Annotated in this window: 17 protein-coding genes; 10 read left to right on the top strand and 7 right to left on the bottom strand. The window is 57.7% G+C overall.

Features of this window, described 5'->3' with window-relative positions:
* Window positions 1-59 precede the first annotated feature (59 nt).
* Window positions 60-2807 carry an aconitate hydratase AcnA gene (gene acnA / locus MHM85_RS07600; RefSeq protein WP_239285553.1) on the bottom strand — a complete coding sequence of 916 codons (2748 nt, stop codon included), beginning with the start codon at window positions 2805-2807 and terminating at the stop codon, window positions 60-62.
* 270 nt (window positions 2808-3077) lie between these two features.
* Between acnA and trxB the strand changes: the two genes are divergently transcribed.
* Window positions 3078-4028, top strand: a complete 951-nt coding sequence (gene trxB / locus MHM85_RS07595; RefSeq protein ID WP_239285551.1) for a thioredoxin-disulfide reductase — start codon at window positions 3078-3080, stop codon at window positions 4026-4028.
* A gap of 38 nt (window positions 4029-4066) precedes the next feature.
* Here trxB and MHM85_RS07590 read toward each other — a convergent pair whose 3' ends face one another.
* Entirely contained in the window at window positions 4067-4594 is a 528-nt protein-coding gene (locus MHM85_RS07590; protein WP_239285549.1) for a GspH/FimT family pseudopilin, read from the bottom strand.
* A 115-nt stretch (window positions 4595-4709) separates the two neighbouring features.
* On the opposite strand from MHM85_RS07590, the gene thiO reads away from it, so the two are divergent.
* Window positions 4710-5813 (top strand): glycine oxidase ThiO, encoded by a 1104-nt coding sequence (gene thiO / locus MHM85_RS07585; protein ID WP_239285547.1) that lies wholly within the window; start codon window positions 4710-4712, stop codon window positions 5811-5813.
* 3 nt (window positions 5814-5816) lie between these two features.
* Here thiO and MHM85_RS07580 read toward each other — a convergent pair whose 3' ends face one another.
* Complete coding sequence (locus MHM85_RS07580; protein WP_139525689.1) at window positions 5817-6077, bottom strand: PP0621 family protein; 261 nt, start codon at window positions 6075-6077, stop codon at window positions 5817-5819.
* A gap of 143 nt (window positions 6078-6220) precedes the next feature.
* On the opposite strand from MHM85_RS07580, the gene MHM85_RS07575 reads away from it, so the two are divergent.
* On the top strand, window positions 6221-7855 hold the full coding sequence (locus MHM85_RS07575) for an NAD+ synthase (RefSeq protein ID WP_139526212.1): 1635 nt from the start codon (window positions 6221-6223) through the stop codon (window positions 7853-7855).
* A gap of 29 nt (window positions 7856-7884) precedes the next feature.
* Here the strand turns inward: MHM85_RS07575 and MHM85_RS07570 are convergent, their stop codons facing one another.
* The 3 genes from MHM85_RS07570 to MHM85_RS07560 all read right to left on the bottom strand — a co-directional run bounded on the left by MHM85_RS07570 (window position 7885) and on the right by MHM85_RS07560 (window position 12856).
* Window positions 7885-10041: a GGDEF domain-containing phosphodiesterase gene (locus MHM85_RS07570; protein ID WP_239285545.1), complete on the bottom strand. Its 2157-nt coding sequence runs from the start codon at window positions 10039-10041 to the stop codon at window positions 7885-7887.
* 81 nt (window positions 10042-10122) lie between these two features.
* Window positions 10123-11838, bottom strand: coding sequence for a methyl-accepting chemotaxis protein (locus tag MHM85_RS07565; RefSeq protein WP_139525687.1), 1716 nt, complete (start codon window positions 11836-11838; stop codon window positions 10123-10125).
* Window positions 11839-12043: 205 nt separating this feature from the next.
* The gene (locus MHM85_RS07560; RefSeq protein ID WP_239285543.1) at window positions 12044-12856 is read right to left on the bottom strand and encodes an outer membrane protein assembly factor BamD; all 813 of its coding nucleotides are present in this window, start codon (window positions 12854-12856) and stop codon (window positions 12044-12046) included.
* A 194-nt stretch (window positions 12857-13050) separates the two neighbouring features.
* Here MHM85_RS07560 and rluD point away from each other — a divergent pair, with 194 nt between their 5' ends.
* From rluD to ilvN, 5 genes are all read left to right on the top strand, one after another.
* Window positions 13051-14010, top strand: coding sequence for a 23S rRNA pseudouridine(1911/1915/1917) synthase RluD (gene rluD / locus MHM85_RS07555; protein ID WP_139525685.1), 960 nt, complete (start codon window positions 13051-13053; stop codon window positions 14008-14010).
* Window positions 14007-14762: a peptidoglycan editing factor PgeF gene (gene pgeF / locus MHM85_RS07550; protein WP_139525684.1), complete on the top strand. Its 756-nt coding sequence runs from the start codon at window positions 14007-14009 to the stop codon at window positions 14760-14762. The genes rluD and pgeF overlap by 4 nt, the downstream gene beginning before the upstream one ends.
* A 127-nt stretch (window positions 14763-14889) precedes the next feature.
* The gene (gene clpB / locus MHM85_RS07545) at window positions 14890-17469 is read left to right on the top strand and encodes an ATP-dependent chaperone ClpB (protein WP_239285541.1); all 2580 of its coding nucleotides are present in this window, start codon (window positions 14890-14892) and stop codon (window positions 17467-17469) included.
* Between the two features lie 505 nt (window positions 17470-17974).
* Window positions 17975-19699, top strand: a complete 1725-nt coding sequence (locus MHM85_RS07540) for an acetolactate synthase 3 large subunit (RefSeq protein WP_139525682.1) — start codon at window positions 17975-17977, stop codon at window positions 19697-19699.
* Window positions 19699-20190: an acetolactate synthase small subunit gene (ilvN, locus tag MHM85_RS07535; protein WP_030074339.1), complete on the top strand. Its 492-nt coding sequence runs from the start codon at window positions 19699-19701 to the stop codon at window positions 20188-20190. Before MHM85_RS07540 ends, ilvN begins: the two co-directional genes overlap by 1 nt.
* Before the next feature lie 70 nt (window positions 20191-20260).
* Here ilvN and ilvY read toward each other — a convergent pair whose 3' ends face one another.
* Complete coding sequence (gene ilvY / locus MHM85_RS07530; RefSeq protein ID WP_153843119.1) at window positions 20261-21148, bottom strand: HTH-type transcriptional activator IlvY; 888 nt, start codon at window positions 21146-21148, stop codon at window positions 20261-20263.
* Window positions 21149-21344: 196 nt separating this feature from the next.
* Here ilvY and ilvC point away from each other — a divergent pair, with 196 nt between their 5' ends.
* A complete protein-coding gene (gene ilvC / locus MHM85_RS07525) occupies window positions 21345-22361 on the top strand; it encodes a ketol-acid reductoisomerase (protein ID WP_153843120.1) in 1017 nt (338 codons plus the stop codon).
* Between the two features lie 146 nt (window positions 22362-22507).
* Complete coding sequence (gene pssA / locus MHM85_RS07520) at window positions 22508-23395, top strand: CDP-diacylglycerol--serine O-phosphatidyltransferase (protein ID WP_219861797.1); 888 nt, start codon at window positions 22508-22510, stop codon at window positions 23393-23395.
* Window positions 23396-23869: the final 474 nt, after the last annotated feature.

Genomic DNA, 23869 nt, shown 5'->3' with positions numbered 1-23869 from the left:
CGAGCAAAAAAAAGCCCCCACCGAGGTGGGGGCGATGCAAGCATTGGTAGGTCGTACCTTTAGGCTGCGCCGATCATCTTGCGCAGCACGTAGTGAAGGATACCACCGTGACGGTAGTACGCCAGCTCATTGACGGTATCAATTCGGCACTTGGCATCAACGGTACGTTCGCCGTCACTATTTTTAATCACGACCTGAACGTTACCGCCGGGGCTCAAATCGCTCAACCCCGCAATCGAGATCTCTTCATCCCCCGTTAATCCCAGGCTCTCACGGCTTTCGCCTTCCGGGAATTGCAGCGGTACCACGCCCATGCCGATCAGGTTAGAGCGGTGAATGCGTTCGAAGGACTCGGCGATCACAGCACGCACGCCCAGCAGTCGGGTGCCTTTGGCTGCCCAGTCACGCGAGGAGCCGGTGCCATACTCTTTACCGGCAATGACCACTAACGGCGTGCCTTCCTCTTTGTATTTCATGGCGGCATCGTAGATGGCCATCTGTTCACCACTCGGCACATGGCGCGTTTCGCCGCCTACCACGCCGTCGAGCATTTCGTTTTTGATCCGCACGTTGGCGAAGGTGCCGCGCATCATGACTTCATGGTTGCCCCGGCGCGAGCCGTAGGAGTTGAAGTCGATCGGCTTCACGCCGTGCTCTTGCAGGTAGCGCCCGGCGGGGCTATCCGGCTTGATAGAGCCAGCAGGCGAGATATGGTCGGTGGTGACGGAGTCACCCAGTATCGCCAGTATGCGGGCGTTCTTCACGTCCTCGATGGCGTCTGGCTCCCGCTGCATGCCTTCAAAGAAGGGCGGGTGCTGAATATAGGTCGATTCCGGCCACTCGTATACCTTACCCTCCGGCACTTTGATGGCTTTCCACGTCTCATCGCCTTCGAAGACGGCACCGTACTCCTTGCGGAACATCTCGGTGTTCACCTTCTCGACGGCGCTGGCGATATCGGCCTGCGAAGGCCAGATGTCTTTAAGATACACCGGGTTGCCGTCGCTATCCTGGCCGAGCGGGTCGGTGGTCAAGTTGCACTGCACGTTGCCCGCCAGTGCATAGGCAACGACCAGGGGCGGCGATGCCAGCCAGTTGGTTTTGACCAGGGGATGAACGCGGCCTTCGAAGTTGCGGTTGCCCGACAGCACCGATGCCACGGTGAGGTCGCCATTGTTGATGGCTTTTTCGATCTCTTCTGGCAGGGGGCCTGAGTTGCCGATACAGGTGGTACAGCCGTAGCCCACGAGGTTGAAGCCCAGCGCATCCAGGTCATCGTCGAGGCTGGCCGCGGCGAGATAGTCGGTGACGACTTTGGAGCCGGGCGCGAGCGATGTTTTCACCCAAGGTTTGGTGGTCAAGCCCTTCTCACGGGCGTTACGCGCCAACAAGCCTGCTGCCATCATCACGCTGGGGTTCGAGGTGTTCGTGCACGACGTAATCGCCGCAATGACCACGGCACCAGGGTCCAGGCTGAAGTCCTGCTCGCCCATCGTGACGGTCTGGCTATCACTGTGTTTGAAGTCGTGTTCGTAGCTGCGGTCGATGCCCACGGCGGTCTGGCCGCCTTCAGAGGCTAGTTTGCCCTTTTCGGTGCTGGGCAGCGCCTTGCCGTCTTCTTCCATGACCTTGCCAAACGCACTGACCATATCTTTGAGTGCAACACGGTCCTGCGGGCGTTTGGGGCCCGCTAGGCTGGCCTCTACCTCGTTCATGTCCAGGCTGAGCGTGTCCGTGAAAATCGGCTCATCGCCCGGCTCACGCCACAGGCCCTGGGCCTTGCTGTAAGCCTCGACCAGGGCAATCTGGCTATCTTCACGGCCGGTTAGGCGCAGGTAGTTGAGCGTTTCGTCATCCACCGGGAAGAAGCCACAGGTGGCGCCATACTCAGGGGCCATATTGGCAATGGTGGCGCGGTCCGCTAGCGGCAGGTCTTTTAAGCCGTCGCCATAAAATTCGACGAACTTACCGACCACGCCTTTTTTGCGCAGCATTTCAGTCACGGTGAGAACGAGGTCCGTGGCAGTAATACCTTCGCGCAGTTTGCCGGTCAGTTTGAAGCCAATCACTTCCGGAATGAGCATGGACACCGGTTGGCCCAGCATGGCGGCCTCCGCTTCGATGCCGCCCACCCCCCAGCCCAGCACACCCAGGCCGTTGATCATGGTGGTGTGAGAGTCGGTTCCTACGAGCGTGTCGGGGTAGGCAACGGTCTTGCCATCCTCCTCTTTGGTCCACACCGTGCGGCCTAGGTACTCCAGGTTCACTTGGTGGCAAATCCCGGTACCGGGTGGCACGACGCTGAAGTTGTCGAAGGCTTTCTGGCCCCAACGTAGGAATTCGTAGCGCTCGCCGTTTCGCTGCATCTCGATATCGACGTTTTCTTGAAACGCCGTCGGATGACCGAACTTATCGACCATCACCGAGTGGTCGATCACCAAGTCCACTGGAGAGAGTGGGTTGATGCGGGCAGGGTCTTCGCCCAGTTTTTCCACCGCCGCGCGCATGGAGGCGAGGTCGACCACGCCAGGCACACCGGTAAAGTCTTGCATCAATACCCGCGCCGGCCGGTAGCCAATTTCACGGCTGGATTTGCCCTCTTTTTGCCAGTCCACCAGCGCCTGCATATCGTCCCGCTCGACGCTCTCATCGTCTGCAAAACGCAGCTGATTTTCGAGCAGGATTTTGAGCGTCTTGGGCAGTCGGTCGATATTGCCTAGCGTCTCAGCCGCCGTGGGCAGGCTGTAGTAGTGATACTCTTGGCTTCCTGCCGTCAAGGTATGAAGCGTGTTGGGTATCTTGCTCATTCCATTCTCCTCTGATTGCTTGGCGTTGCGCGACGGTCACTGTTTATTTGGGTATGGCGATGTTGGCTATGGCGGTCTCATCGTGGGGTTTAACGACGACTGACGTAATATCAGTATGGCTGATTAATCAGACATGGGTGTTTCACGGTGCGCTTTCAAGCCGTCTTCGCCTAATAGCGTAGGCGAGCCCTTGTAATCGCTTGTACTTGACGCCATTTCAGGCAGACTCTCTTGCAACGTTATCTGCTCAATTGTGACAAAGGTGGTGTCATGGAAACACGTCATGAACGTTTGATTATTCTTGGGTCTGGCCCAGCAGGCTACACTGCGGCGGTGTATGCCGCGCGTGCCAACCTCAAGCCCCTGCTCATTACCGGGATGCAGGCAGGTGGCCAATTGACCACCACGACCGACGTGGATAACTGGCCTGGTGATGCCGACGGTGTCCAGGGGCCGGCGTTGATGGAGCGCATGAAGCAGCATGCCGAGCGTTTCAACACCGAGGTGCTGTTCGATCATATCAATGAAGTCAGCTTAGCTGAAAAACCCTATACCCTAAAAGGCGATAGTGGCACCTATACCTGTGATGCGCTGATCATCGCCACCGGTGCCAGCGCACGCTATCTGGGCTTACCCACCGAGCAACAGTTCATGGGGCAGGGCGTGTCGGCCTGTGCGACGTGCGATGGTTTTTTCTACCGCAATCAAGAGGTCGTCGTCGTTGGGGGGGGCAATACGGCGGTCGAAGAAGCACTCTACTTGTCTAACATCGCTTCCAAGGTCACGCTGGTGCATCGCCGCGATACCCTGCGCGCGGAAAAAATCCTGCAAGACAAGCTCTTTGAGAAAGCCGAGGCGGGTAAAATTGCCCTGGAGTGGTTCTACGAAGTCGAGGAGGTGTTAGGGGATAACACCGGCGTGACCGGCGTAAGAGTCAAGTCCACCAAGGATGGCAGCACGAAAGAGATTCACGCGCCGGGGCTATTCATTGCCATCGGCCATAGTCCCAATACGGGCATCTTCGAAGGGCAGTTGGAGATGAACGGTGGCTATATCAAAGTGACATCGGGCAGTGAAGGCAATGCAACGGCTACGAGCGTGCCGGGCGTATTTGCCTGTGGCGACGTGATGGACCATATCTATCGCCAGGCGATCACCTCGGCAGGCAGCGGCTGTATGGCAGCCCTGGATGCCGAACGCTATCTGGATGGCATTGGCTAATGTAGCTGCATTCTGGAGGAGAGCACCTGTTGGCGATCTTAGCAGTCGATAGGTGCCTCATCCACGCGTAACCTGCCTAACTGGCTGAGTACCAACCGTTTTCCTTCTGCTTGTGTGGTGCATATCGCGAAGCTGCCGTTATAGCCACTGGTATGGCCCAGCACGTTATATCGAACGTGTCGCCAGCCGCGGCTATAAGTGGTGTAAGACGCCGCCTGCCCAGGAAAGACGCGCAGGATATCGTCTGGTTGAAAGCCGTCCTCGACGTCTCCCTTTATGACGACCAGTGCGTCGCCCCACGTCGACGCACAGGTGGTGAGGTTTGCGCTTGCCGGACACACGGTCACCTTCGTACGTTGTGAAATGGCCGTATGTCTGGCCAGGGCAAACGCAGAGCGCAGGCGGCTTACTTCGCTATTGAGAAGGCTGTGGTGACTCAGTGCCTGAACGCTTGGTGTCAGCCACGCTATCATGGCGGTCATCAACAGCATCGCCACCAACATCTCGATGAGTGTAAACCCCCGCTGATAGGACGAGTGCTGCCCGTGCGTGCCACCGCATTTCATCGCTTGACCCCCTGTCGACGAGCTTGATGCTCGTTGCGCTGGTTAACGTTGCGTGATCTTGTTGATCCTAGGGGGCACCGCGCACTTTTTATGTAAGCCAAAACGGACAAACGTTGTGAGCAATCTCTTAATTTTAGGAGGTGGCGTGATCGGAATGATGACGGCACTTCAGCTAGCGGACGCTGGTCAGCGGGTCACGCTCATCGAGCGCGGAACTTGCGGAAAAGAGGCATCCTGGGCAGGCGGTGGGATCGTTTCGCCGCTCTATCCCTGGCGTTATGGTGAGCCGGTGTCTCAGCTGTCGCGCTGGTCAGAGGGCGCCTATCCCACGCTAGCCCTGCGCTTGTTGGAAGAGACCGGTATCGACCCGGAGTATCGGCAAAAGGGCTTGCTCTACTTGAATGTGGACGATGACGAGGCGGCCTTGCACTGGGCGCGACAACTCGGCAAGCCGCTAGAGCGGGTCAACGCCGATTTCGTTCATCATAAAGAGCCTGAAGCTGCTACTCCCGAAGGCAGTGCGCTCTGGATGCCCACACTAGGCAGCGTGCGCAACCCGCGCTTGGGCCAAGCGCTGCGCGCTCGTTTGGCTGCCCTGTCTCACGTGACGCTGATCGAGGCGTGTCGTGTCGAAGGTTTTCTGCAGCGTCAAGGCCGCGTAGTGGGGGTTGCGACGAGCCGAGGTGACCAGCTAGCAGAGCAGCTCATCGTCTGTGGCGGGGCCTGGAGCGCAAGCGTGCTTGACGGGCTGAACGTGCGATTGCCGGTTCGGCCCGTCAAAGGACAAATGATCGCTTATCAAGCGCCGCCCGGTTTAGTCCAGCGCGTAGTGCTCAAGGATGGTCGCTACGTGATTCCACGTAGCGATGGTTTGCTGCTCGTGGGGTCTACCTTGGAAGAGGCGGGCTTCGATAAAACCACCGATGAAGAGGCGTTAGCATCGCTCAAGCGGAGTGCGGAAAACATTATCCCTGCGTTAGCCGATTGCCCTGTTGCGTACCATTGGGCGGGGCTGCGCCCCGGCTCGCCGGAAGGTATACCGTTCATTGGCGCGCTGCCCGAGTTTCCCAATGTGTTTGTCAATGCCGGGCATTATCGGAATGGCTTGGTGCTGGCGCCTGCTTCGACGCATCTACTGGTCGATCAAGTGCTGGGGCGCAAACCCTTGCTGGACCCAACACCTTACCAGCCAACGGCCGAGCGCTTGGCGTGGCCATGATCGCTAGCGACGATTGTCTTCCTGCTCTTGTAGGAAGCGGTCACGGTGAGCGCTACAGCAGAACCACTGCTCGACGTCACGTAGCGCCTCGTTCTCCGGCACGTGAACGTCGCACCAGCGGCAGCGCACCATGTTGCCGCCTTCGTGGCGCGACGGTGCCTGCTGCTGATGGGCCAGCTTGCGTTGGCGATAGAGTCCGTAAAGCTTTAGGCCTACATAAAACAGCGCGGCAAAGATAATTAGCCGAATGATCAATAGGTTCATCCTCAATGGCTCCCCTGGTGGGAAAAGGCGACGACATGGCATTCGTAACAATGACCTTTGCCACTGAGCACGCCTTGCGGGACAATGCAGCGACTAGGTAGATGCCACCGTATTCTGAAGATTCTCAAGAGATTTTGACGCCCATGCAAGACTTAACGCTGGTAATGGCCCAACTCGACCCGCTGGTCGGCGATATTCCCGGCAACGCCGCGCGTGCCATCGAAGCGGTGCGTGAAGCGAGGATCGAGCATGGGGCGGATATCGTCGTCTTTCCTGAACTGTTTTTATCCGGCTACCCGCCGGAAGATTTACTGTTGCGTCCCTCCATGGAAACCCGCTTGCGTGAGGCGCGCGCCACGATGGCGGAAAAAATCTCCCGCGACGTGCTGGTCATCATTGGTTACCCCGGCGTGCGTGAAGGCAAGTGTTACAACTTGGCGGGGGTGCTCTACAACGGCCAATGGGAGGCGGAGTACGCCAAACAAGCGCTGCCCAATTACCAAGTGTTCGATGAACAGCGCTACTTCACGCCGGGCACCGAGCCGCTGGTGTACGAGCATAAAGGGGCCAAGTTAGGTCTACTGATTTGCGAAGACTTGTGGGAAGGTGTGCCCGTGAAGGCCGCGCGCGAGGCGGGGGCTGAAGTATTGATCAGTTTGAACGCCTCGCCCTATCATCAAGACAAGCCCGCCGAACGGCTGCGCTTGCTAGAACAGCGCGCCCAAGACGTGCAATTGCCCGTCGTGTACGTCAATACCATCGGTGGCCAGGACGAGTTGGTGTTCGACGGTGGCTCTAGCTGTGTCGATGCCAACGGTCAACTCAAGGTACTGGCGCCCTACTGGCAGGCGGGGCTAATGCCCATTCAGCTCCTGCAAACTAGTGCGAACGTCTGGGAACCCCAGGCTGGCGAAATCGAGCCAGATGTGGAACCCGAGGAAAGCCTTTACTGCGCGCTGGTGACCGGCCTGCGTGACTACGTCAACAAGAGCGGTTTCAAAGGCGTGGTGCTGGGGCTTTCTGGCGGCATCGATTCGGCGCTCTCGCTGGCCATTGCGGTGGATGCGCTGGGACCGCAGCGGGTACAAGCGGTCATGATGCCTTACCATTACACTGCGGATATATCCAAGCAGGATGCGGCCGAACAGGCGACCCTGCTGGGCGTTCATTATGACGTGATGCCCATAGAGCCCATGGTCGAAGCCTTCATGGGGACGCTGGCCGAGAGTTTTGCAGGCACCGAGCGCGATACTACCGAAGAGAACCTTCAGTCGCGTTGCCGTGGCGTGCTGCTCATGGCGATCTCCAACAAGAAAGGCCTGATGGTGCTGACCACGGGCAACAAGAGCGAAATGGCTGTCGGCTATGCCACGCTGTATGGCGATATGGTGGGGGGCTACAACGCCATCAAAGATGTCTATAAAACCTGGGTATACCGCCTGGCGCGCTGGCGCAATACCCAGTCGCCGGCCATTCCCGAGCGCGTGATCGAGCGTCCACCCAGCGCCGAACTTGCGCCCGACCAGCAGGATAGCGATTCGCTCCCAGACTATGATGTGTTGGATGCCATTCTGGTCCGCTACATCGAGGGAGACATGAGTGCCGAGGCGATCATTGCTGCAGGCTTCGAGGAAGAGGATGTCTACAAGGTCGTCAAACTGGTGGATCGCTGTGAGTACAAGCGCCGCCAGGCGCCGGTAGGCGTGCGAGTGACCCCGCGGGGCTTCGGGCGAGATCGCCGCTACCCTATCGTCAATGGCTGGCAGCCGGGCGATTGACGTAAGCCCTCAGATGGGGCATCGGCGGCTTACGTGAGCACCGGGGGCGGGGCTAAGCACTGTTTAGCCATATCTTCTGGCGTCACCGGCCTGCAGAAGTAATAACCCTGGTAAGCGTGGCACTGGTGTTCGTTCAAATATCGCCAGTGCTCCATGGTCTCTACGCCCTCGGCAATGACGTTAAGGCCCAGCGAGCGCCCCATGGCAATGATCGTCTCGACGATGGCCATGTCATCTGCGTCCTGATGAAGGTCGCGCACGAAGGATTGATCGATTTTGATTTGGTCCAGCGGCAAACGCTTCAAATACTGCAAGGAAGAGTAGCCGGTGCCAAAATCGTCCATGGCAAAGCTGATGCCGAGTGCCTTGAGCCGGTGCATGCGGGCGATGGTATCTTCCACCTGACCGATGACCGTGCTCTCGGTGAGCTCGAGTTTCAGCTTGTGAGGCGACGCACCGCTAAGTTCCAATGCCTTGGCCACTTCCTCGACGAAGTGTGGCTGCTGAAACTGTTTTGCACTGACGTTCACGGCCAGCACTAGGTCTTTGGTATGCGCAGCCGCTTCCCACAGGGCGAGCTGTTCGCAGGCGGCATGCAGTACCCAGGTGCCCATGGGAATGATGAGCCCCGTCTCCTCTGCCAGAGGAATGAATGTGCCCGGCGATACGAAGCCTTGTATGGGGTGCTGCCAACGGATGAGTGCTTCGGCACCGATGGCACGCCCTTGGCTATCTACTTGCATTTGATAGACCAGCACGAACTCTTCCCGCTCGATGGCGAGGCGCAGGTCGCGCTCTAGCTCGGTGCGCGTTTCCAACTGAGCTTGTACAGCTGGGTCATAAAAGCGGATCGTATTCTGGTCATCACGCTTGGCGAGGTGAACGGCTGAATTAGCGTATTGAAAAAGCTGATCGACGCTATCATCGACGCCCTTGAAGAGCACGAGCCCTTGACTGACGTTAAGATACTGGTGATGCCCATCCAAGCAGTAAGGCTGGGTCAGCGCGTGCTGAATCTGCTGCGCCAAGAACTCGGCTTTTTCGGCGGCTTTCAACTTATCGGCATCCAAACCATCCACGATCAGCACGAACTCGTCGCCACTCAGGCGGCCCATCGTGCAGCCCTGCTGCTCCAAGGTTTTAAGACGCGTCGCCATCTGTATGAGCAGGTCGTCTCCCGCCCGATGGCCGATGACATCGTTGATACGTTTGAACTCGTCCACGTCCAAATACACCAGCGCGCCGTAAGTGTTGGTTTGACTGTTGGTCTCCAACGAGTGCTGTAGATGCTCTTTCATCAGTCGCCAGTTGGGCAGGTCGGTGAGCGTGTCGTAGTAAGCCAATTGATGCACTTGGCGCTCTGCTTCTCGTCTCTGCTGCTCGGTATCGCGAAAAGAAAGGAGTGAAAGCGCAATACGCTTTAACGGGCCGCTGTGTTGTTGGCTCAACCGTTCGATTGCTTGCAAGTCGGGCAGCGCTCGGCGATTGTCGGACAGCGCCAAAATGGCATCGCCCACCGTGACGAGCCGCTGGTTGATGCGCCATGCGGCCAAAAAAGCGGCACTGATCAGCAGAGCAAATAGACCCAAGCCCAGCCATAGCGTGGAGTTGCGCGACTGGTTGAGATCGGCGTAAGACTCTCGGTGTCGGTCACTGGCGCGATGGGTAAGCGCCTCGAAAATTTGCTGAGAAAAGAGGTTGAACGTCGTGAAATGACGTTGGGCTTCTTGCAAATAAAAAACGGGATCCCCCTGATTCAGGGTGGCGGCCTCGTTGGCCATGTTGACGAAGCGACGGTATTCATAAAAGGCGCGCTGCAGGGTAGCTGCGCTTTCCTGGCTCAAGTCCAAAATCAGCGGCGAGCTGGACAGCCGATCGACGCTTTCCCCAATACGCGATAGCTCTTGGTTGATGCGACCGTACTCCGCGTAGCGCTGCATGGTGCCGAGGTCGGTCGCTTCCGCCCGGCTGAAAACCTCACTCATCCGCTGATGAAGATCGCCCAACTGGCGATCGAAGGTCGCCATTTGTACGAGGGTTTCCAGATCATTGGATTGAAGCCGGTAGTTTTGCAGCGACTGCTCTTTGATCATGTAGGTGGCCAGTCCCAGCAACAGTGCAACCGGCAGAATCACCATCAGGATGGGGAGCAGAAACACCATGAACAAGCTCTGCGAGGGTTTCATCGTCACCTCTGGGAAAGGCAGTGGGCCGTGGCGGACATGCCACGGCCTCTCTAAAAATTAACGGCAGATAAGACGTTTTATTTAGAAGCTTTCCCATTCAAGCTCGGCAGGGGCGCTGGAGCGTGTGGTGGGTAGCGACGGGGCCTTGGGACGAGCATAGCTGCTTGCCGTCGAGGGTGGGTTGGCGCGATGTTGAGCGGCCGGCGCCATCGCCGACTCAGGGAGTTTGAACGCCCCCATGGCGTTTAACAACTGGTGGGCATTCTGACGTAAGTTGTTGGCAGCGGTCGCGCTCTCATTCACCAGTGATGCGTTCTGCTGCGTAACTTGGTCCATTTCGGTGACCGCCTGGCCTACTTCCTGAACCCCGGCACTCTGTTCGGCGCTGGCGTTGCTGATCTCTTGCATGATAGTGGTCACGCGCTGGATGGCTTCGACGATCTCTTCAGTGGATTTGCTCGCCTCTTCAGCGCGCTCGTTGCCATGATTGACGCGCTCTAGATTGCTGCTAATGAGGTTGTTGATCTCGCGTGCGGCGTCGGCACTGCGCTGAGCCAGCTTACGCACTTCTTCAGCGACGACGGCAAAGCCACGCCCATGTTCGCCTGCCCGCGCCGCCTCGACCGACGCGTTCAAGGCCAGGATATTGGTTTGGAAAGCGATCGAGTCGATGGTCGAAATGATACCTGCTATTTCTTGTGAGCTTTTATTCAGATCGTTCATGGTGGCGACCACTTGGTGAACTGCGTCCCCACCGCGCTTCGCCGTTATCGAGGCGCTAGCGGCTTCTTGGCTGGCCTGCTCGGAATTATCGGCGTTTTGCTTTACCGTACTATTAAGCTCTTCCATAGCTGAGGCCGTCTCTGCCAAAGCGCTGGCTTGCTCTTCCGTACGTGAGGCAAGATCGTTATTGCCTTCTGCAATCTGTTCGCTGTTCGAGGCAACCGCTTCTGCTGACGCGCGCACCTGCGCCACGATCTCCTGCAGATGCTTCGCCATGGCGACCTGCGAGGCCATGATGCTGCGGGTATCGCCTTGTTTCAGCCGACCTTGAGTGGCGAGTTCGCCACGACCAATGGCCTGAGCAAAGGCTTTCACTTCATAGGGCTCAGCGCCGAGTTCTCGCAGCAGTTGACGTGATAGGAAGACCGCAATCAGGCCGCCAATCAGTAGGGCAAAGAGCGTCAATCCGAGCATTTGTAGCTGGAAACCAGAAGCCGTCGCGCGGGCAGATGCGGTGGTAGCGGCGCTATTCTGTGTCTGAAGGTCAATAAACTGATTGATGCGATTGAGCCATTCGGTATAAGCCGGACCTGCTTGCTCCAACAAAAGGGTTTCGGCTTGCTGGTCGTTGCCTACTTCACGAGCAGCGATGACTTGTTCGGTCAAGCGGGTCGTCGTTTCGGCTTGTTCACGAATGCTCGCGAGAATCTGTTGTTCTTCCGGAGAGGCCGTGGAGGTTTGATTGATTTGTGCCATGCCGACGGTGGCTGTTTGGTAAGCCTCCTCTAGCTGGCGTATATCGCCTTCCAACTCGGCCAAACGCCCGCTACCAGCGGTAATTACGATATCGCGCAGGGCAATCGCGCGGTCATGGACGCTGCCCCGCATGTCGACGGCGAATCCTTGCTTTTCACCTTGGACATCGTTGATGACGGTCAAATCACGGTCGATTTGATTGACTTGAAGAATGCCCGCTATGGTCAGTAGCACCAAGAGAGCCAACAGAATAGAGAAGCCAACGGCTAGCCGGGTGCTGATTGTCGTTCCAGACAAGCGTTTCATTAGGGAGGTCATCCAGGGTCTCCTAGGCGCCGTGGAGGCGCTTTATTATGTGTTTGCAGGAGAATCATAATGCTCAGTGCTAGTGATGTACAATATTTGTAATGATATTTTGTCTATCATTTGATTAAGGTTTTGTTATTAAACAATTATTTTCTTGTACAAAAAAACCACGCCTAAGCGTGGTTTTTTGTAAGTGAAAAGCAAATGGCAAATGGTGTCAGTCGCTGTTGTCATGCTTTGGCACGAAACGACCACCTCGAAGTTGCTCATGACCCGGTGCATTTTCACGCAGCACGGTGAGAACCTCGCTCGCGCGATCTTCCATCCCTAGCCCCTGGTAGCCCTCGACCATCGTCGCCAGCGCATCGCGAGTCGCGTTGGATTCCGGGTAGTTTTCGATCACCCAGCGGCCTCGCTCGACGGCGGCTAGAAAAGCGCCGCGGCGGAGGTAGTAGTCGGCCACGTGCAGCTCATGGCGTGCTAAGAGCTCACGCAGGTAGACGATACGTTGCTGGGCATCCGGGGCGTACTGGCTCTGTGGGAAGCGCTGAATCAGTTCGCGGAAATCGTTGTAAGCATCGCGCGAGGCCCCCAGATCACGCTTGGAGATGTCGATCAGGCGCAGGCGCTCGAGGCTGAAGCGGCCCGCCTGCCAAGCGGCTAGCCCGCGGAGGTAATAGGCATAGTCGACCTGAGGATGATCGGGATGTAAGCGAATGACGCGGCTGGCAGCCGCCCGCGCCTCTTCCCAGTTACTGTTTTCGTAGTAGGCGTAAATCAGTTCGAGCTGAGCCTGTTCGGCGTGAGGGCCAAACGGATAACGGGTATCCAACGCTTCAAGGCGCTCGATAGCAATCGGGAAGCGGTTGCTATCGAGCGCGGTGCGTGCCAGCTCATATAGCTCGCGCTCTTGGACCCCCGCAAACTCGTCTTCCTCTTCCGGGGTCGTGTCGTTGCTGGCGCAGCCTGCGAGAAGGGCAAGGCTCAAGGCTAGGGCGCCAAAGCGGTGGGCAGCGGAAAAAACGCGCATCATCATCCTCGTTGCAAACAAGCCTCAATCACCGAAAAGCGACGATGGCCATAAGTAGAAATGGTAGAATAGGTCGCAGTGAGCCCACTATAAAACACCTAGACGCAAAACGCAGGCTTAGCGACACGTCGTAGCGGTAAGTCGCGCATCTCAGGTGGTTCGATTGGGCGGTTAGCGTCTTAGAGAGGTCATTCATGTCTCGTATTGTTGAAGCCACGCAGCGGGTGCCCGCAACGTTAGCTGGCGCGCGCTTGGACCAAGCAGCGGCGGAGTTGTTCAGTGATTACTCCCGCGAGCGTTTGAAAGCGTGGATCAACGCCGGTGAACTCACCGTCGATGGGGTCAAGGTCAAGCCGAAAGCCAAACTGCATGGCCACGAAGTGCTCACGCTCAATGCGACCATCGAGGAGGACACGCGTTTCGAGCCCCAGGACATCGCGCTGGACATCGTCTACGAAGACGAGGACGTCATCGTCATCAATAAGGCGGCGGGCATGGTCGTGCACCCGGCGGCGGGCAACCCGGATGGCACCTTGCTCAATGCCCTGCTGCATCATCACCCGGCGTTGGCCGAAGTGCCCCGGGCAGGCATCGTCCACCGCTTGGATAAAGACACGACCGGCCTGATGATGGTCGCTAAGACCTTGCCCGCGCAAACAGCGCTAGTCGAGCAGTTGCAAGCCCGTACCGTGTCGCGTCAGTACGATGCCATCGTGATCGGTAAGCCCGTGGCGGGCAGCACCATCGATGCGCCGATTGGCAGGCACCCGAAAGACCGCAAGCGCCAGGCCGTGACGGCGTCCGGCAAGCCCGCCGTGACGCATTTTCGCGTGGTCGAGCGTTTTCGTGCTCATACCCACGTGCGCTGCCAGCTAGAAACCGGCCGCACTCACCAGATTCGCGTGCACATGGCCCACGCTCGCTATCCTTTGATTGGCGACCCGCTCTACAGCGGCCGTGCCAAGCTCCCACCGGGGGCCGCTGGGCCGTTGAAAGAGATTTTGCGCGAATTCCCCCGTCAGGCGCTGCATGCCCGAAAGCTCAGCTTCGTGCACCCCGTTAGTGGTGAAACCCTTACTTTTCAAGCCGATCTGCCCGATGATCTACTAATGTTGTTGGACTACCTGCGCGACGATAGCGAGACCATGCGATGAGCGATGCCATAGATCTGCGCCCGACGCTTCTGCTGCCGGACTGGCCAGCGCCCGCCAACGTGCGAGCCTTTGTGACCACGCGTGAAACGGGGCCGAGTCAGAATGACTTTGCGGCGTTCAATCCGGCCGCTCACGTTGGGGACAATGCCGACCATGTTGCACTGTGCCGACGGTTGCTACACAAAGAGATCGGCGATGAACGCCCGCTACTGTGGCTTAACCAAACGCATGGTGCGCGGGTGCAGCAGGAATACCAAAGCAACACACCTGATGCAGATGCAGCGCTTGCCAGCAGCAGCGAGTACGCCTGTGTCGTTCTCACCGCCGACTGTTTGCCAGTGCTGTTTTGCAATCGTCAAGGAACGCAGGTGGCGGTTGCGCATGCGGGCTGGCGTGGGCTGGCCGGTGGCGTGTTGGAAGCCACCATCGCCGCCATGAATTGCGACCCGGACGATATCCTGGTGTGGTTGGGGCCGGCCATCTCGAATGCGCAGTTCGAGGTGGGACCCGAAGTGTATGGCGCTTTCGTGGCTGTACATCCAGACACGGCCGACGCGTTCGACCACAGCCCGTACCGGCTAGGCCACTATATGGCCGATCTGTATCGGCTGGCCCGTTTTCGCCTAGAAGCACTGGGCATCCACCACATTAGCGGCGGACACTTCTGCACCGCCTGCGAATCGCGCTTTTACTCCTATCGCCGTGACAACGGCAACACTGGTCGCATGGCGAGTGTGATCTGGATCAATTAATCGCCACTTGAAATGCGTGGATATGACGCCATCTTACTTGTCAAGCTAATCGTCTTTAGCACGTTCAACGACAGGTCAATGGGCAGCGCCGTGGGTCCAAACGCACGGCATCCCCAGGAGGCACACCATGCGATTCGATAAATTCACCGCCAAATTACAGGCCGCCATTGCCGAGGCGCAGTCCCTCGCCGTGGGCCAAGGCCACAACCAGTTAGATCCCGCGCATCTGCTGCTGGCGCTGATCGATACCAAAGATACCGGCATCAAAGCGCTGATCGAGAAAGCCGACGGCAGCAGTTCACGCCTGCGCGACGGTCTGCAGCGCCTAGTGGATGACCTACCCAAAGTCAGCCAATTCGATGGCGAAGTGCAGCCATCGCGTGACTTCGTCAAACTGATCAATCTCACCGACCGCGAAGCGCAAAAGCGCGGCGATCAATTCATCGCCTCCGAGCTCGTGCTGCTGGCTGCGCTGGAGATGAACAGTGCCATCACCAAGCTGATGAAAGAGGCTGGACTCAGCCGTAAAACGTTAGAGGCGGCGATCGACAGCCTGCGTGGTGGTGCTAGGGTAGATGACCCCAATGCCGAAGAGCAGCGGGAGGCGCTCAACAAGTACACGTTGGACCTCACCCAGCGCGCGCTGGACGGCAAGCTCGACCCTGTGATCGGTCGCGACGACGAAATCCGCCGTACGATTCAGGTGTTGCAGCGTCGCACCAAAAACAACCCGGTGCTGATTGGCGAACCTGGTGTAGGTAAAACCGCCATCGTCGAGGGCTTGGCCCAGCGCATCGTCAACGGTGAAGTACCCGAAGGTTTGAAAGAGAAGCGCGTGCTGTCGTTGGATATGGGCGCGCTGCTCGCCGGAGCCAAGTTTCGCGGTGAGTTCGAAGAGCGCCTGAAAGCCGTGTTGAAAGAGCTCTCCCAAGAAGAGGGACGAGTGATCCTGTTCATCGATGAGTTGCATACCATGGTGGGCGCTGGAAAGGCCGATGGCGCCATGGACGCGGGCAATATGCTCAAACCAGCGCTGGCACGGGGCGAATTGCATTGCGTGGGGGCGACGACGCTGGATGAGTATCGCAAGTACATCGAGAAAGACGCCGCCCTGGAACGCCGTTTCCAAAAAGTGCTGGTGGACGAGCCTACCGAGGCCGATACCATTGCTATTTTGCGGGGCCTTAAAGAGCGCTACGAGGTGCACCATGGCGTTGATATTACCGACTCTGCGATCATCGCGGCGGCCAAGCTCTCGACGCGCTATATCACCGACCGCCAGTTGCCGGACAAGGCCATCGACCTGATCGATGAAGCCGCCTCGCGGATTCGTATGGAGCTGGACTCCAAGCCTGAAGAGATGGACCGTCTAGACCGTCGTCTCATTCAGCTCAAAATGGAGCGGGAGGCTCTCAAGAAAGAGACCGACGAAGCGACCAAAAAACGCTTGGAGGCGCTCAATCAGCAGATCCACGAGTTAGAGCGTGACTACGCTGACCTGGATGAGATCTGGAAGGCGGAAAAAGCCAGCATTCAAGGCGCCGCGCAGTTCAAAGCGGAGCTCGAGCAAGCGCGTATCGATCTTGAGCAGGCGCGTCGTCAGGGTGATTTGGGCCGCATGTCGGAAATCCAGTACGGCAAGATTCCCGAGCTGGAGAAAAAGATCAGCGAAGCAGGAGAAGGCGAAGCCGATACTGCCAGCCATCAGCTGTTGCGCTCCAACGTCACGGAAGAGGAAATCGCAGAGGTGGTCTCGCGCTGGACGGGCATTCCCGTATCCAAAATGCTGGAAGGCGAGCGGGATAAACTGCTGCGCATGGAAGAGGCCCTCCACGAGCGCGTCATCGGCCAGAACGAGGCGGTCGAGGCCGTCGCCAACGCAGTGCGCCGTTCCCGGGCGGGTCTTGCCGACCCCAACCGCCCCAACGGCTCATTCCTGTTTCTCGGTCCAACCGGTGTGGGCAAGACCGAGCTGTGCAAGTCGTTGGCCAACTTCTTGTTCGACACCGAAGAAGCCATGGTGCGCATCGACATGTCGGAATTCATGGAGAAGCATTCCGTGGCCCGCCTGATCGGCGCGCCTCCCGGCTACGTGGGGTACGAAGAGGGCGGCTACTTGACCGAGGCCGTTCGCCGCAAGCCTTACTCGGTGCTGCTACTGGACGAGGTGGAAAAAGCACACCCGGATGTGTTCAACATTCTGCTGCAAGTGCTGGAAGATGGACGTTTGACCGATGGCCAGGGGCGCACCGTCGACTTTCGTAACACGGTGATCGTCATGACCTCCAACATGGGCTCGGACATCATCCAGCGCATGGGCGGGGATGATAACGACTATGAGCTGATGAAAAATGCGGTGATGGAGGTCGTGGGTAACCATTTTCGCCCTGAGCTGATCAACCGGATCGATGAGGTGGTGGTGTTCCACGCCCTTGGTCAGGAGCAGATTCAGGCCATCGCTGGCATTCAATTGGAGCGCTTGAAGGCACGGCTTGCGGAGCACGATCTGCGTCTGGAATTGAGCGACGATGCCATGGCGCAACTCGCGGTGGTGGGCTTCGACCCTGTGTTTGGGGCACGGCCACTCAAGCGTGCTATTCAGAGCCGTATCGAAAATCCGCTGGCGCAGGATCTGCTCGCAGGCAAGTATCTTCCCGGCACGACCATTCACATCAGTGCAGAAGTAGGAAAGTTGGTGTTTAACTAATCTTAACTTCTCGAAGAGTCGGATTTAGCGCAATGTCGTGCGGATATTGCGCAATGAAATAGGGCAAATGCCCCGTCAGCGTCGCGGACGGGGCATTTTTTTGCGCTGACTGCGACCTTTGTTGCGTTTGGTCGGTTCTGAGGTTGACAGGCTAAGGGTGCTAATGGAATCTTGTGGGTTCCTGATTTGCGGGCGCGGAACCAACGGGCAACCCCTCATCCCCGCGCGAAGGGTAGGCTCACGCCTTTACCCGCCGAAGGACTTCCGGGCTTGGGCTAACCGCCTGACCTGGCCAACGCCCCGACACGGTAAACCGCCGTGTAAGGGAGACGCTCTTTATGGTTGCCATCAATGAGCGTTCCCGATGAGAGTGCAGGCCCTAACCGGGCCATATTGCCAGGGTTTGGCATCAGGTGCCGGCATGGGCCGGCAGCGGCATACCGCCGCACTCGACCCCGCAGGATGCCCTGCGGATCGCACTCGAGACCTCCAGGGGAGAAACACAGTGGAACTGCTTTCCGGCGCAGATATGATCGCCCGCTTCTTGCAAGATGAGGGCGTTGAGTACATTTATGGTTATCCCGGTGGTGCGGCGCTTCATATTTATGACGCGCTGTTCCGCCAAGACAAAGTGAAGCACATTCTCGTACGTCACGAACAGGCGGCCACCCACGCGGCCGATGGCTATGCCCGTGCCTCCGGCAAGCCCGGCGTGGTGCTGGTGACCTCGGGCCCCGGCGCGACAAACGCGGTGACGGGCATTGCGACCGCCTACATGGACTCCATTCCCATGGTGGTGCTGTGTGGGCAGGTCATGAGCCACTTGATCGGTGACGACGCCTTCCAGGAAACCGATATCGTCGGCGTCACGCGCCCCATCGTGAAGCACAGCTTCTCGATTCGTCATCCGTCCGAGATCCCGGAAGTGCTGAAAAAAGCCTTCTATTTGGCATCGACCGGCCGTCCTGGCCCGGTGGTCGTCGACATTCCTAAGGACATGACCGCTCCTACCGAGCGCTACGAGTACGTGTACCCGAAAAAGGTCAAGCTGCGCTCGTATAACCCGGTGACCCGTGGCCATACGGGACAGATCAAAAAAGCCGTCGAAATGATGCTGAAGGCCAAGCGCCCCGTATTCTACACCGGCGGTGGCGTGGTGACCGGCAAGGCCAGCGAAGGCTTGACCGATTTGGTGAAGCAGCTGGGTTTTCCGATTACCACCACGCTGATGGGCATCGGCGCGTATCCGCAAAGTGACCGCCAGTGTTTGGGGTGGCTGGGGATGCACGGCTCCTACGAGTCCAACATGGCCATGCACCACGCCGATTTGATCATTGCCATTGGCGCGCGTTTTGATGACCGGGTAACCAACAATACGTCGAAGTTCTGCCCGACGGCGAAAATCATTCACGTCGACGTCGATCCCAGTTCGGTCTCCAAGACCGTGCGTGCTGACGTGCCGATCGTCGGCCCGGCCTCCAGCGTCATCAACGAAATGATTAGCCTAGTGCAGGGCAATGCCATTGCGCATCCTGACGCGTTGACCGACTGGTGGCAGAAGATTGACGGCTGGCGGGCCGAGCGTGAAGGTAAGCTCTACGAGCCTTCCAAGGCTGGCGAGGCGCTGAAGCCGCAAGAAGTTATCGAGGCGCTGTGCCGCGTCACCCGTGGCGAAGCCTACGTCACCACCGACGTAGGTCAGCATCAGATGTTTGCCGCGCAGTATTACAAGTTCGATAAGCCCAACCGCCTGATTACCTCCGGTGGCTTGGGAACCATGGGCTTTGGCTTCCCGGCGGCCATGGGGATCAAGCAAAACTTCCCGGACGACGATGTGGTGTGCGTTACCGGCGAAGGCAGTTTCCAGATGATGATGCAGGAACTCTCCACCTGTAAGCAGTACGGCGTGGGCGTCAAGATCGTCAACCTGAATAACGCATCGCTCGGCATGGTGCGCCAGTGGCAAGATTTGAACTACAAGTCCCGCCATGCGCACTCCTACATGGAGTCGCTACCCGACTTTCATATGCTGATAGAGGCGTACGGGTTCACCGCGATCACCGTTACGACGCTAGACGAGTTGGAACCGGCGCTGGAACGTGCCTTTGCCGACAAGCATGAGCTGGTCTTCCTGGACGTCAAGGTCGATCCCCATGAGCACGTCTATCCGATGCAGGTACCGTTGGGTGCTATGCGTGACATGCTGCTGTCCAAAACGGAGCGTACCTGATGCGTCATATCATCTCGATTCTGATGGAAAACGAACCGGGTGCGCTGTCGCGTGTGGTCGGGCTTTTCTCCCAGCGTAACTTCAACATCGAAACGTTGAACGTAGCGCCGACGGAAGATCCGTCACTGTCACGCCTGACGGTCACCACGGTGGGCGACGACCGAGTGATCGAGCAGATCACCAAGCACCTCAACAAGTTGATCGATGTGGTGAAGCTGGTGGACCTCACCGAAGGCAACCACATCGAGCGCGAGCTGATGCTGGTGAAGGTGAAAGCACTCGGTGCCGCCCGCGATGAAGTCAAGCGCACGGTGGATATCTTTCGCGCGCAGATCGTCGACGTCACGCCCAGCCTGTACACCGTACAGATCACTGGCGACGCGTCGAAACTGGACGCTTTCCTGCAGGCTATGGCACCCGTGGGCATTCTCGAAGTAGCACGTACCGGGGTGTCGGGTATTGCACGGGGCGATAAAGTCCTGTCGCTTTAAATCGCGACTCAACGCTGCAACGTTCAAAGCCGCCCTTCGCCGGGCGGCTTTTTCGTGCGTAAGGGGCGCATCAGCGTGGGATCACCGCCGCCCAAAACGCGTCGATCATCGGATTTTTGAGCCGCCGGTTCAGTACGCAGAGGCCAACGTCGTAGTGGGGGAGCTCGGGTTTGACATTGAGTATCTGCACGCGCTCTGCCAGTGGGCTATTGTCCAAAACGATCTTGGGCACCACGCCCACACCAAACCCAAGCCCGACCATGCTGACGATGGCTTCGTGCCCCGCGACCTGGGCATAAATCCGTGGGGTAATGCCCATGGCCTTGAACCACGTGTTGGCGTACTCCCTAGAGAGACCGGCTTCTGACAAGATCATCGGCACGTGCTGCCACTGCTCGGCGGTGGAGCTGTCCGGCTGCGGTGGCAGCCACGCATGCGCGTCGGTAGGCGCAATGAATAGCAGCGGTGAGCGGGTCAGCGACTTGAAGGCCAGTGCGCTGGGCGGGATGCGCGGTCGCGGCGTGATCGCCATGTCATCAGCGCCTTCCAGTACCCGGGACATCGCATCGGCGGGGTCGCCGGTATGAAGCTTGAGCTCGATGCCGGGGTGGCGGGTGCGCACATCGCTGAGCAGTTCATAGAGGAAGCTATAGCTTGCGGTGACGGAGCAGTAAATGCTGATCTCGCCGCTGAGCTGCTCCGTCGTCGCCGCCAGTGTGCGCTTTTGCGTTTCCCACTGCTCGAGCGTCTCCTTGGCATAGCGTTGGAAGGTGATGCCTTGAGGAGTGAGCGTTACATGGCGGTTGTCCCGTTCAAACAGGCGCGTACCGAGCTCGCTCTCCACCTGTTGGATGGAGCGGCTCAGCGTCGAAGGGCTGATATGGCAAAGCTCGCTAGCGCGGCCAAAATGCAGCGTATCGGCCAGGATGGTGACATGCCTGAGTAAGCGGAAATCCATGAGAGCCTTTGGACTGAACGATATTTCATAATATGAAATAGTATGTTGCAAACATAGCGTTTTACGCAATAGCTGCGCTGGCGTAGAGTGGCTTCAACGCCAAATCCTAGTGCTGCAAAAGACGGCACGGGTGGCCATCAACGCTGACACATACGCAATAAAAACTTTCGGTTTCATCGACTTCTGGAGTTTCGCCATGCACGTTTATTACGATAAAGATTGTGACCTTTCTCTCATTCAGGCTAAGAAAGTCACCATCGTGGGTTATGGCTCGCAAGGCCATGCGCATGCTAACAACCTGAAAGAGTCGGGCGTCGACGTCACCGTTGCCCTGCGCAAAGGCTCCTCGTCTGCAGCAAAAGCCGAAGCGGCTGGCTTGAAAGTCGCCAGCGTACCGGAAGCGTGTAAAACCGCTGACCTCGTCATGATTCTGGCGCCGGACGAAAACCAAAAGGCGATCTACGAGCAGGAAGTCGAGCCGAACCTGAAAGAAGGCGCAACCCTGGCGTTCGCCCACGGCTTCAACATTCACTACAACCAGATCGAGCCGCGCAAAGACCTCGACGTGATCATGATCGCGCCGAAAGCGCCGGGCCACACCGTTCGCTCCGAGTTCGTCAAGGGCGGTGGTATTCCGGATCTGATCGCTATTCACCAAGACGCGTCAGGCAGCGCCAAAGAACTGGCACTCTCCTATGCGGCCGGTGTCGGCGGTGGCCGTAGCGGTATCATCGAAACGACCTTCAAAGACGAGACCGAAACCGACCTGTTCGGTGAACAAGCGGTCCTGTGTGGCGGTGCGGTCGAACTGGTGAAAGCGGGCTTCGAGACGCTGACCGAAGCCGGTTATGCCCCGGAAATGGCTTACTTCGAGTGTCTGCATGAGCTCAAGCTCATTGTCGACCTGATGTACGAAGGCGGCATCGCCAACATGAATTACTCCATCTCCAACAATGCCGAGTATGGTGAGTACGTGACGGGGCCTGAGGTCATCAACGATGAGTCTCGCGCGGCGATGCGTAATGCTCTTAAGCGTATCCAAACCGGTGAATACGCCAAAATGTTCATTCAGGAAGGCAACACCAACTATCCGTCCATGACGGCTCGTCGTCGCCTGAATGCGGAACACGAGATCGAGCAGGTCGGTGCCAAGCTGCGCGGCATGATGCCGTGGATTGCTGCTAACCAGCTCGTCGATAAGTCCAAGAACTAAACGACGTATAGCGTTATCCACGCCCCGAAGCGCTGCTTCGGGGCGTTTTTCGTTGTCTAGGGCAATTGGCTGGTCGCCTGGGCGTCACCGTGTAGAATGAGAAGAGAACCCTTTTCGTGTGAATTCACTTCAAATGGATGATGCTTATGACCCAGGATGCTCGCGACCAAAAGCACGGCAGCACGCAGCCTTCCGAGACGTCGGCTGCCGATGACACCTTTCCGTCTTCGTCTGCCAAAGACGAAGACGTCGGCAATGAAGATCTTGCCGCCGCGTTTTTGCGAGAAACCGAGGTCGTGGAAGAAGCCGTCGAAGATGGTAAAAAGATTCGCCGTAAAGGGATCTATCTACTGCCCAACCTGTTCACGACTTCTGCGCTCTTTTCCGGTTTTTTTGCCGTCGTGGCCGGTATCAACGGTGAGTTCACCTCGGCAGCCGTCGCCATTTTCATTGCTATGGTGCTGGACGGTCTGGATGGTCGCGTGGCGCGTATGACCAATACCCAGAGTGAGTTCGGTGCTGAATACGACAGTTTGGCCGATATGATCTCGTTCGGTATGGCGCCGGCACTGGTCGCCTTCACCTGGATTCTCCAAGATATTGGAAAAACAGGTTGGGTGGTCGCTTTTCTTTATGTCGCCTGCGCTGCGCTGCGCTTGGCGCGTTTCAACGTGCAAATCGGCAGTGTCGATAAAAAATGGTTCATCGGCTTGCCTAGCCCATCGGCGGCGGCGTTAGTGGCCGCTAGCGTATGGACGTTTCACAGCTTCGATGCCGATGCCTTTGGCTTCAAGCTGCTGATGCTCGTTGTCGTTGGAGCGGCAGGGATCTTGATGGTGAGTAACATCCGTTACTACAGTTTCAAGGACTTGGACTTCAAGAAGCCCGTGCCTTTCGTGGTACTGTTGGCGGTCGTGCTGGGGTTCGTAATGATCTCCGTCGAGCCGTCGGTCATGCTGCTGCTGCTGTTTGCGGCTTACGTGTGTTCAGGGCCCATCTTGGCCGTCATGCGTAAGGCAAAACCCAAACGCTGAACGTTTTTAAAACTTTTTCACATTAGCCCTTGCCAACCCGGCGTCGAATCCGTAAAGTACGCATCCGCTGCCGGGGACGCACAGCGTTACCAGCGGTAATGAGGTTGGAAAACCTCTTGTTTGTCAGGAAGTTAGAGCTCTGTGGTAGGTTGGTCAGATCGCTCGCTTCGCCCGCTGAAAACAGCGGTTGACAAACACCACTGAATGCGTAGAATACGCCTTCCTCGCTGAGGCAATACGGGTCAGGTCATCGGGCCCGCCGCAGCGACATTAAGAAAGTTGCTCTTTAACAATTTGATCAGGTAATTCATGTGGGCGCTTGCCGATGAGGGTGACAAATCACCAAATATCAAGGCAAGCGACTCGTCAAACAGGCTTCGGCCTAATGAATGAATTCGTTTGACCCTTGAGCCAAGTTTGGTTCGCTTCTGTTGCTTCGGCGACAGGCAAGAACCGCATTGATCTTAAACTGAA

The organism is Halomonas sp. McD50-4 (assembly GCF_022348135.1).
GTDB classification, from domain to species: Bacteria; Pseudomonadota; Gammaproteobacteria; order Pseudomonadales; family Halomonadaceae; genus Vreelandella; species Vreelandella piezotolerans.
The sequence above is the reverse complement of the archived record's forward strand: the minus strand, read 5'-3'. Positions and strand labels throughout refer to the sequence as shown.

Bases quoted from the DNA above. Each gene is read 5' to 3' on its own strand.
- clpB (WP_239285541.1), top strand. From the start codon at position 14,890: ATGCGATTCGATAAATTCACCGCCAAATTACAGGCCGCCATTGCCGAG.
- MHM85_RS07570 (WP_239285545.1), bottom strand. From the start codon at position 10,041: ATGAAACCCTCGCAGAGCTTGTTCATGGTGTTTCTGCTCCCCATCCTG.
- ilvN (WP_030074339.1), top strand. From the start codon at position 19,699: ATGCGTCATATCATCTCGATTCTGATGGAAAACGAACCGGGTGCGCTG.
- MHM85_RS07575 (WP_139526212.1), top strand. From the start codon at position 6,221: ATGCAAGACTTAACGCTGGTAATGGCCCAACTCGACCCGCTGGTCGGC.
- MHM85_RS07565 (WP_139525687.1), bottom strand. From the start codon at position 11,838: ATGACCTCCCTAATGAAACGCTTGTCTGGAACGACAATCAGCACCCGG.
- pgeF (WP_139525684.1), top strand. From the start codon at position 14,007: ATGAGCGATGCCATAGATCTGCGCCCGACGCTTCTGCTGCCGGACTGG.
- pssA (WP_219861797.1), top strand. From the start codon at position 22,508: ATGACCCAGGATGCTCGCGACCAAAAGCACGGCAGCACGCAGCCTTCC.
- trxB (WP_239285551.1), top strand. From the start codon at position 3,078: ATGGAAACACGTCATGAACGTTTGATTATTCTTGGGTCTGGCCCAGCA.
- acnA (WP_239285553.1), bottom strand. From the start codon at position 2,807: ATGAGCAAGATACCCAACACGCTTCATACCTTGACGGCAGGAAGCCAA.
- ilvC (WP_153843120.1), top strand. From the start codon at position 21,345: ATGCACGTTTATTACGATAAAGATTGTGACCTTTCTCTCATTCAGGCT.
- MHM85_RS07580 (WP_139525689.1), bottom strand. From the start codon at position 6,077: ATGAACCTATTGATCATTCGGCTAATTATCTTTGCCGCGCTGTTTTAT.
- ilvY (WP_153843119.1), bottom strand. From the start codon at position 21,148: ATGGATTTCCGCTTACTCAGGCATGTCACCATCCTGGCCGATACGCTG.
- MHM85_RS07590 (WP_239285549.1), bottom strand. From the start codon at position 4,594: ATGAAATGCGGTGGCACGCACGGGCAGCACTCGTCCTATCAGCGGGGG.
- rluD (WP_139525685.1), top strand. From the start codon at position 13,051: ATGTCTCGTATTGTTGAAGCCACGCAGCGGGTGCCCGCAACGTTAGCT.
- MHM85_RS07560 (WP_239285543.1), bottom strand. From the start codon at position 12,856: ATGCGCGTTTTTTCCGCTGCCCACCGCTTTGGCGCCCTAGCCTTGAGC.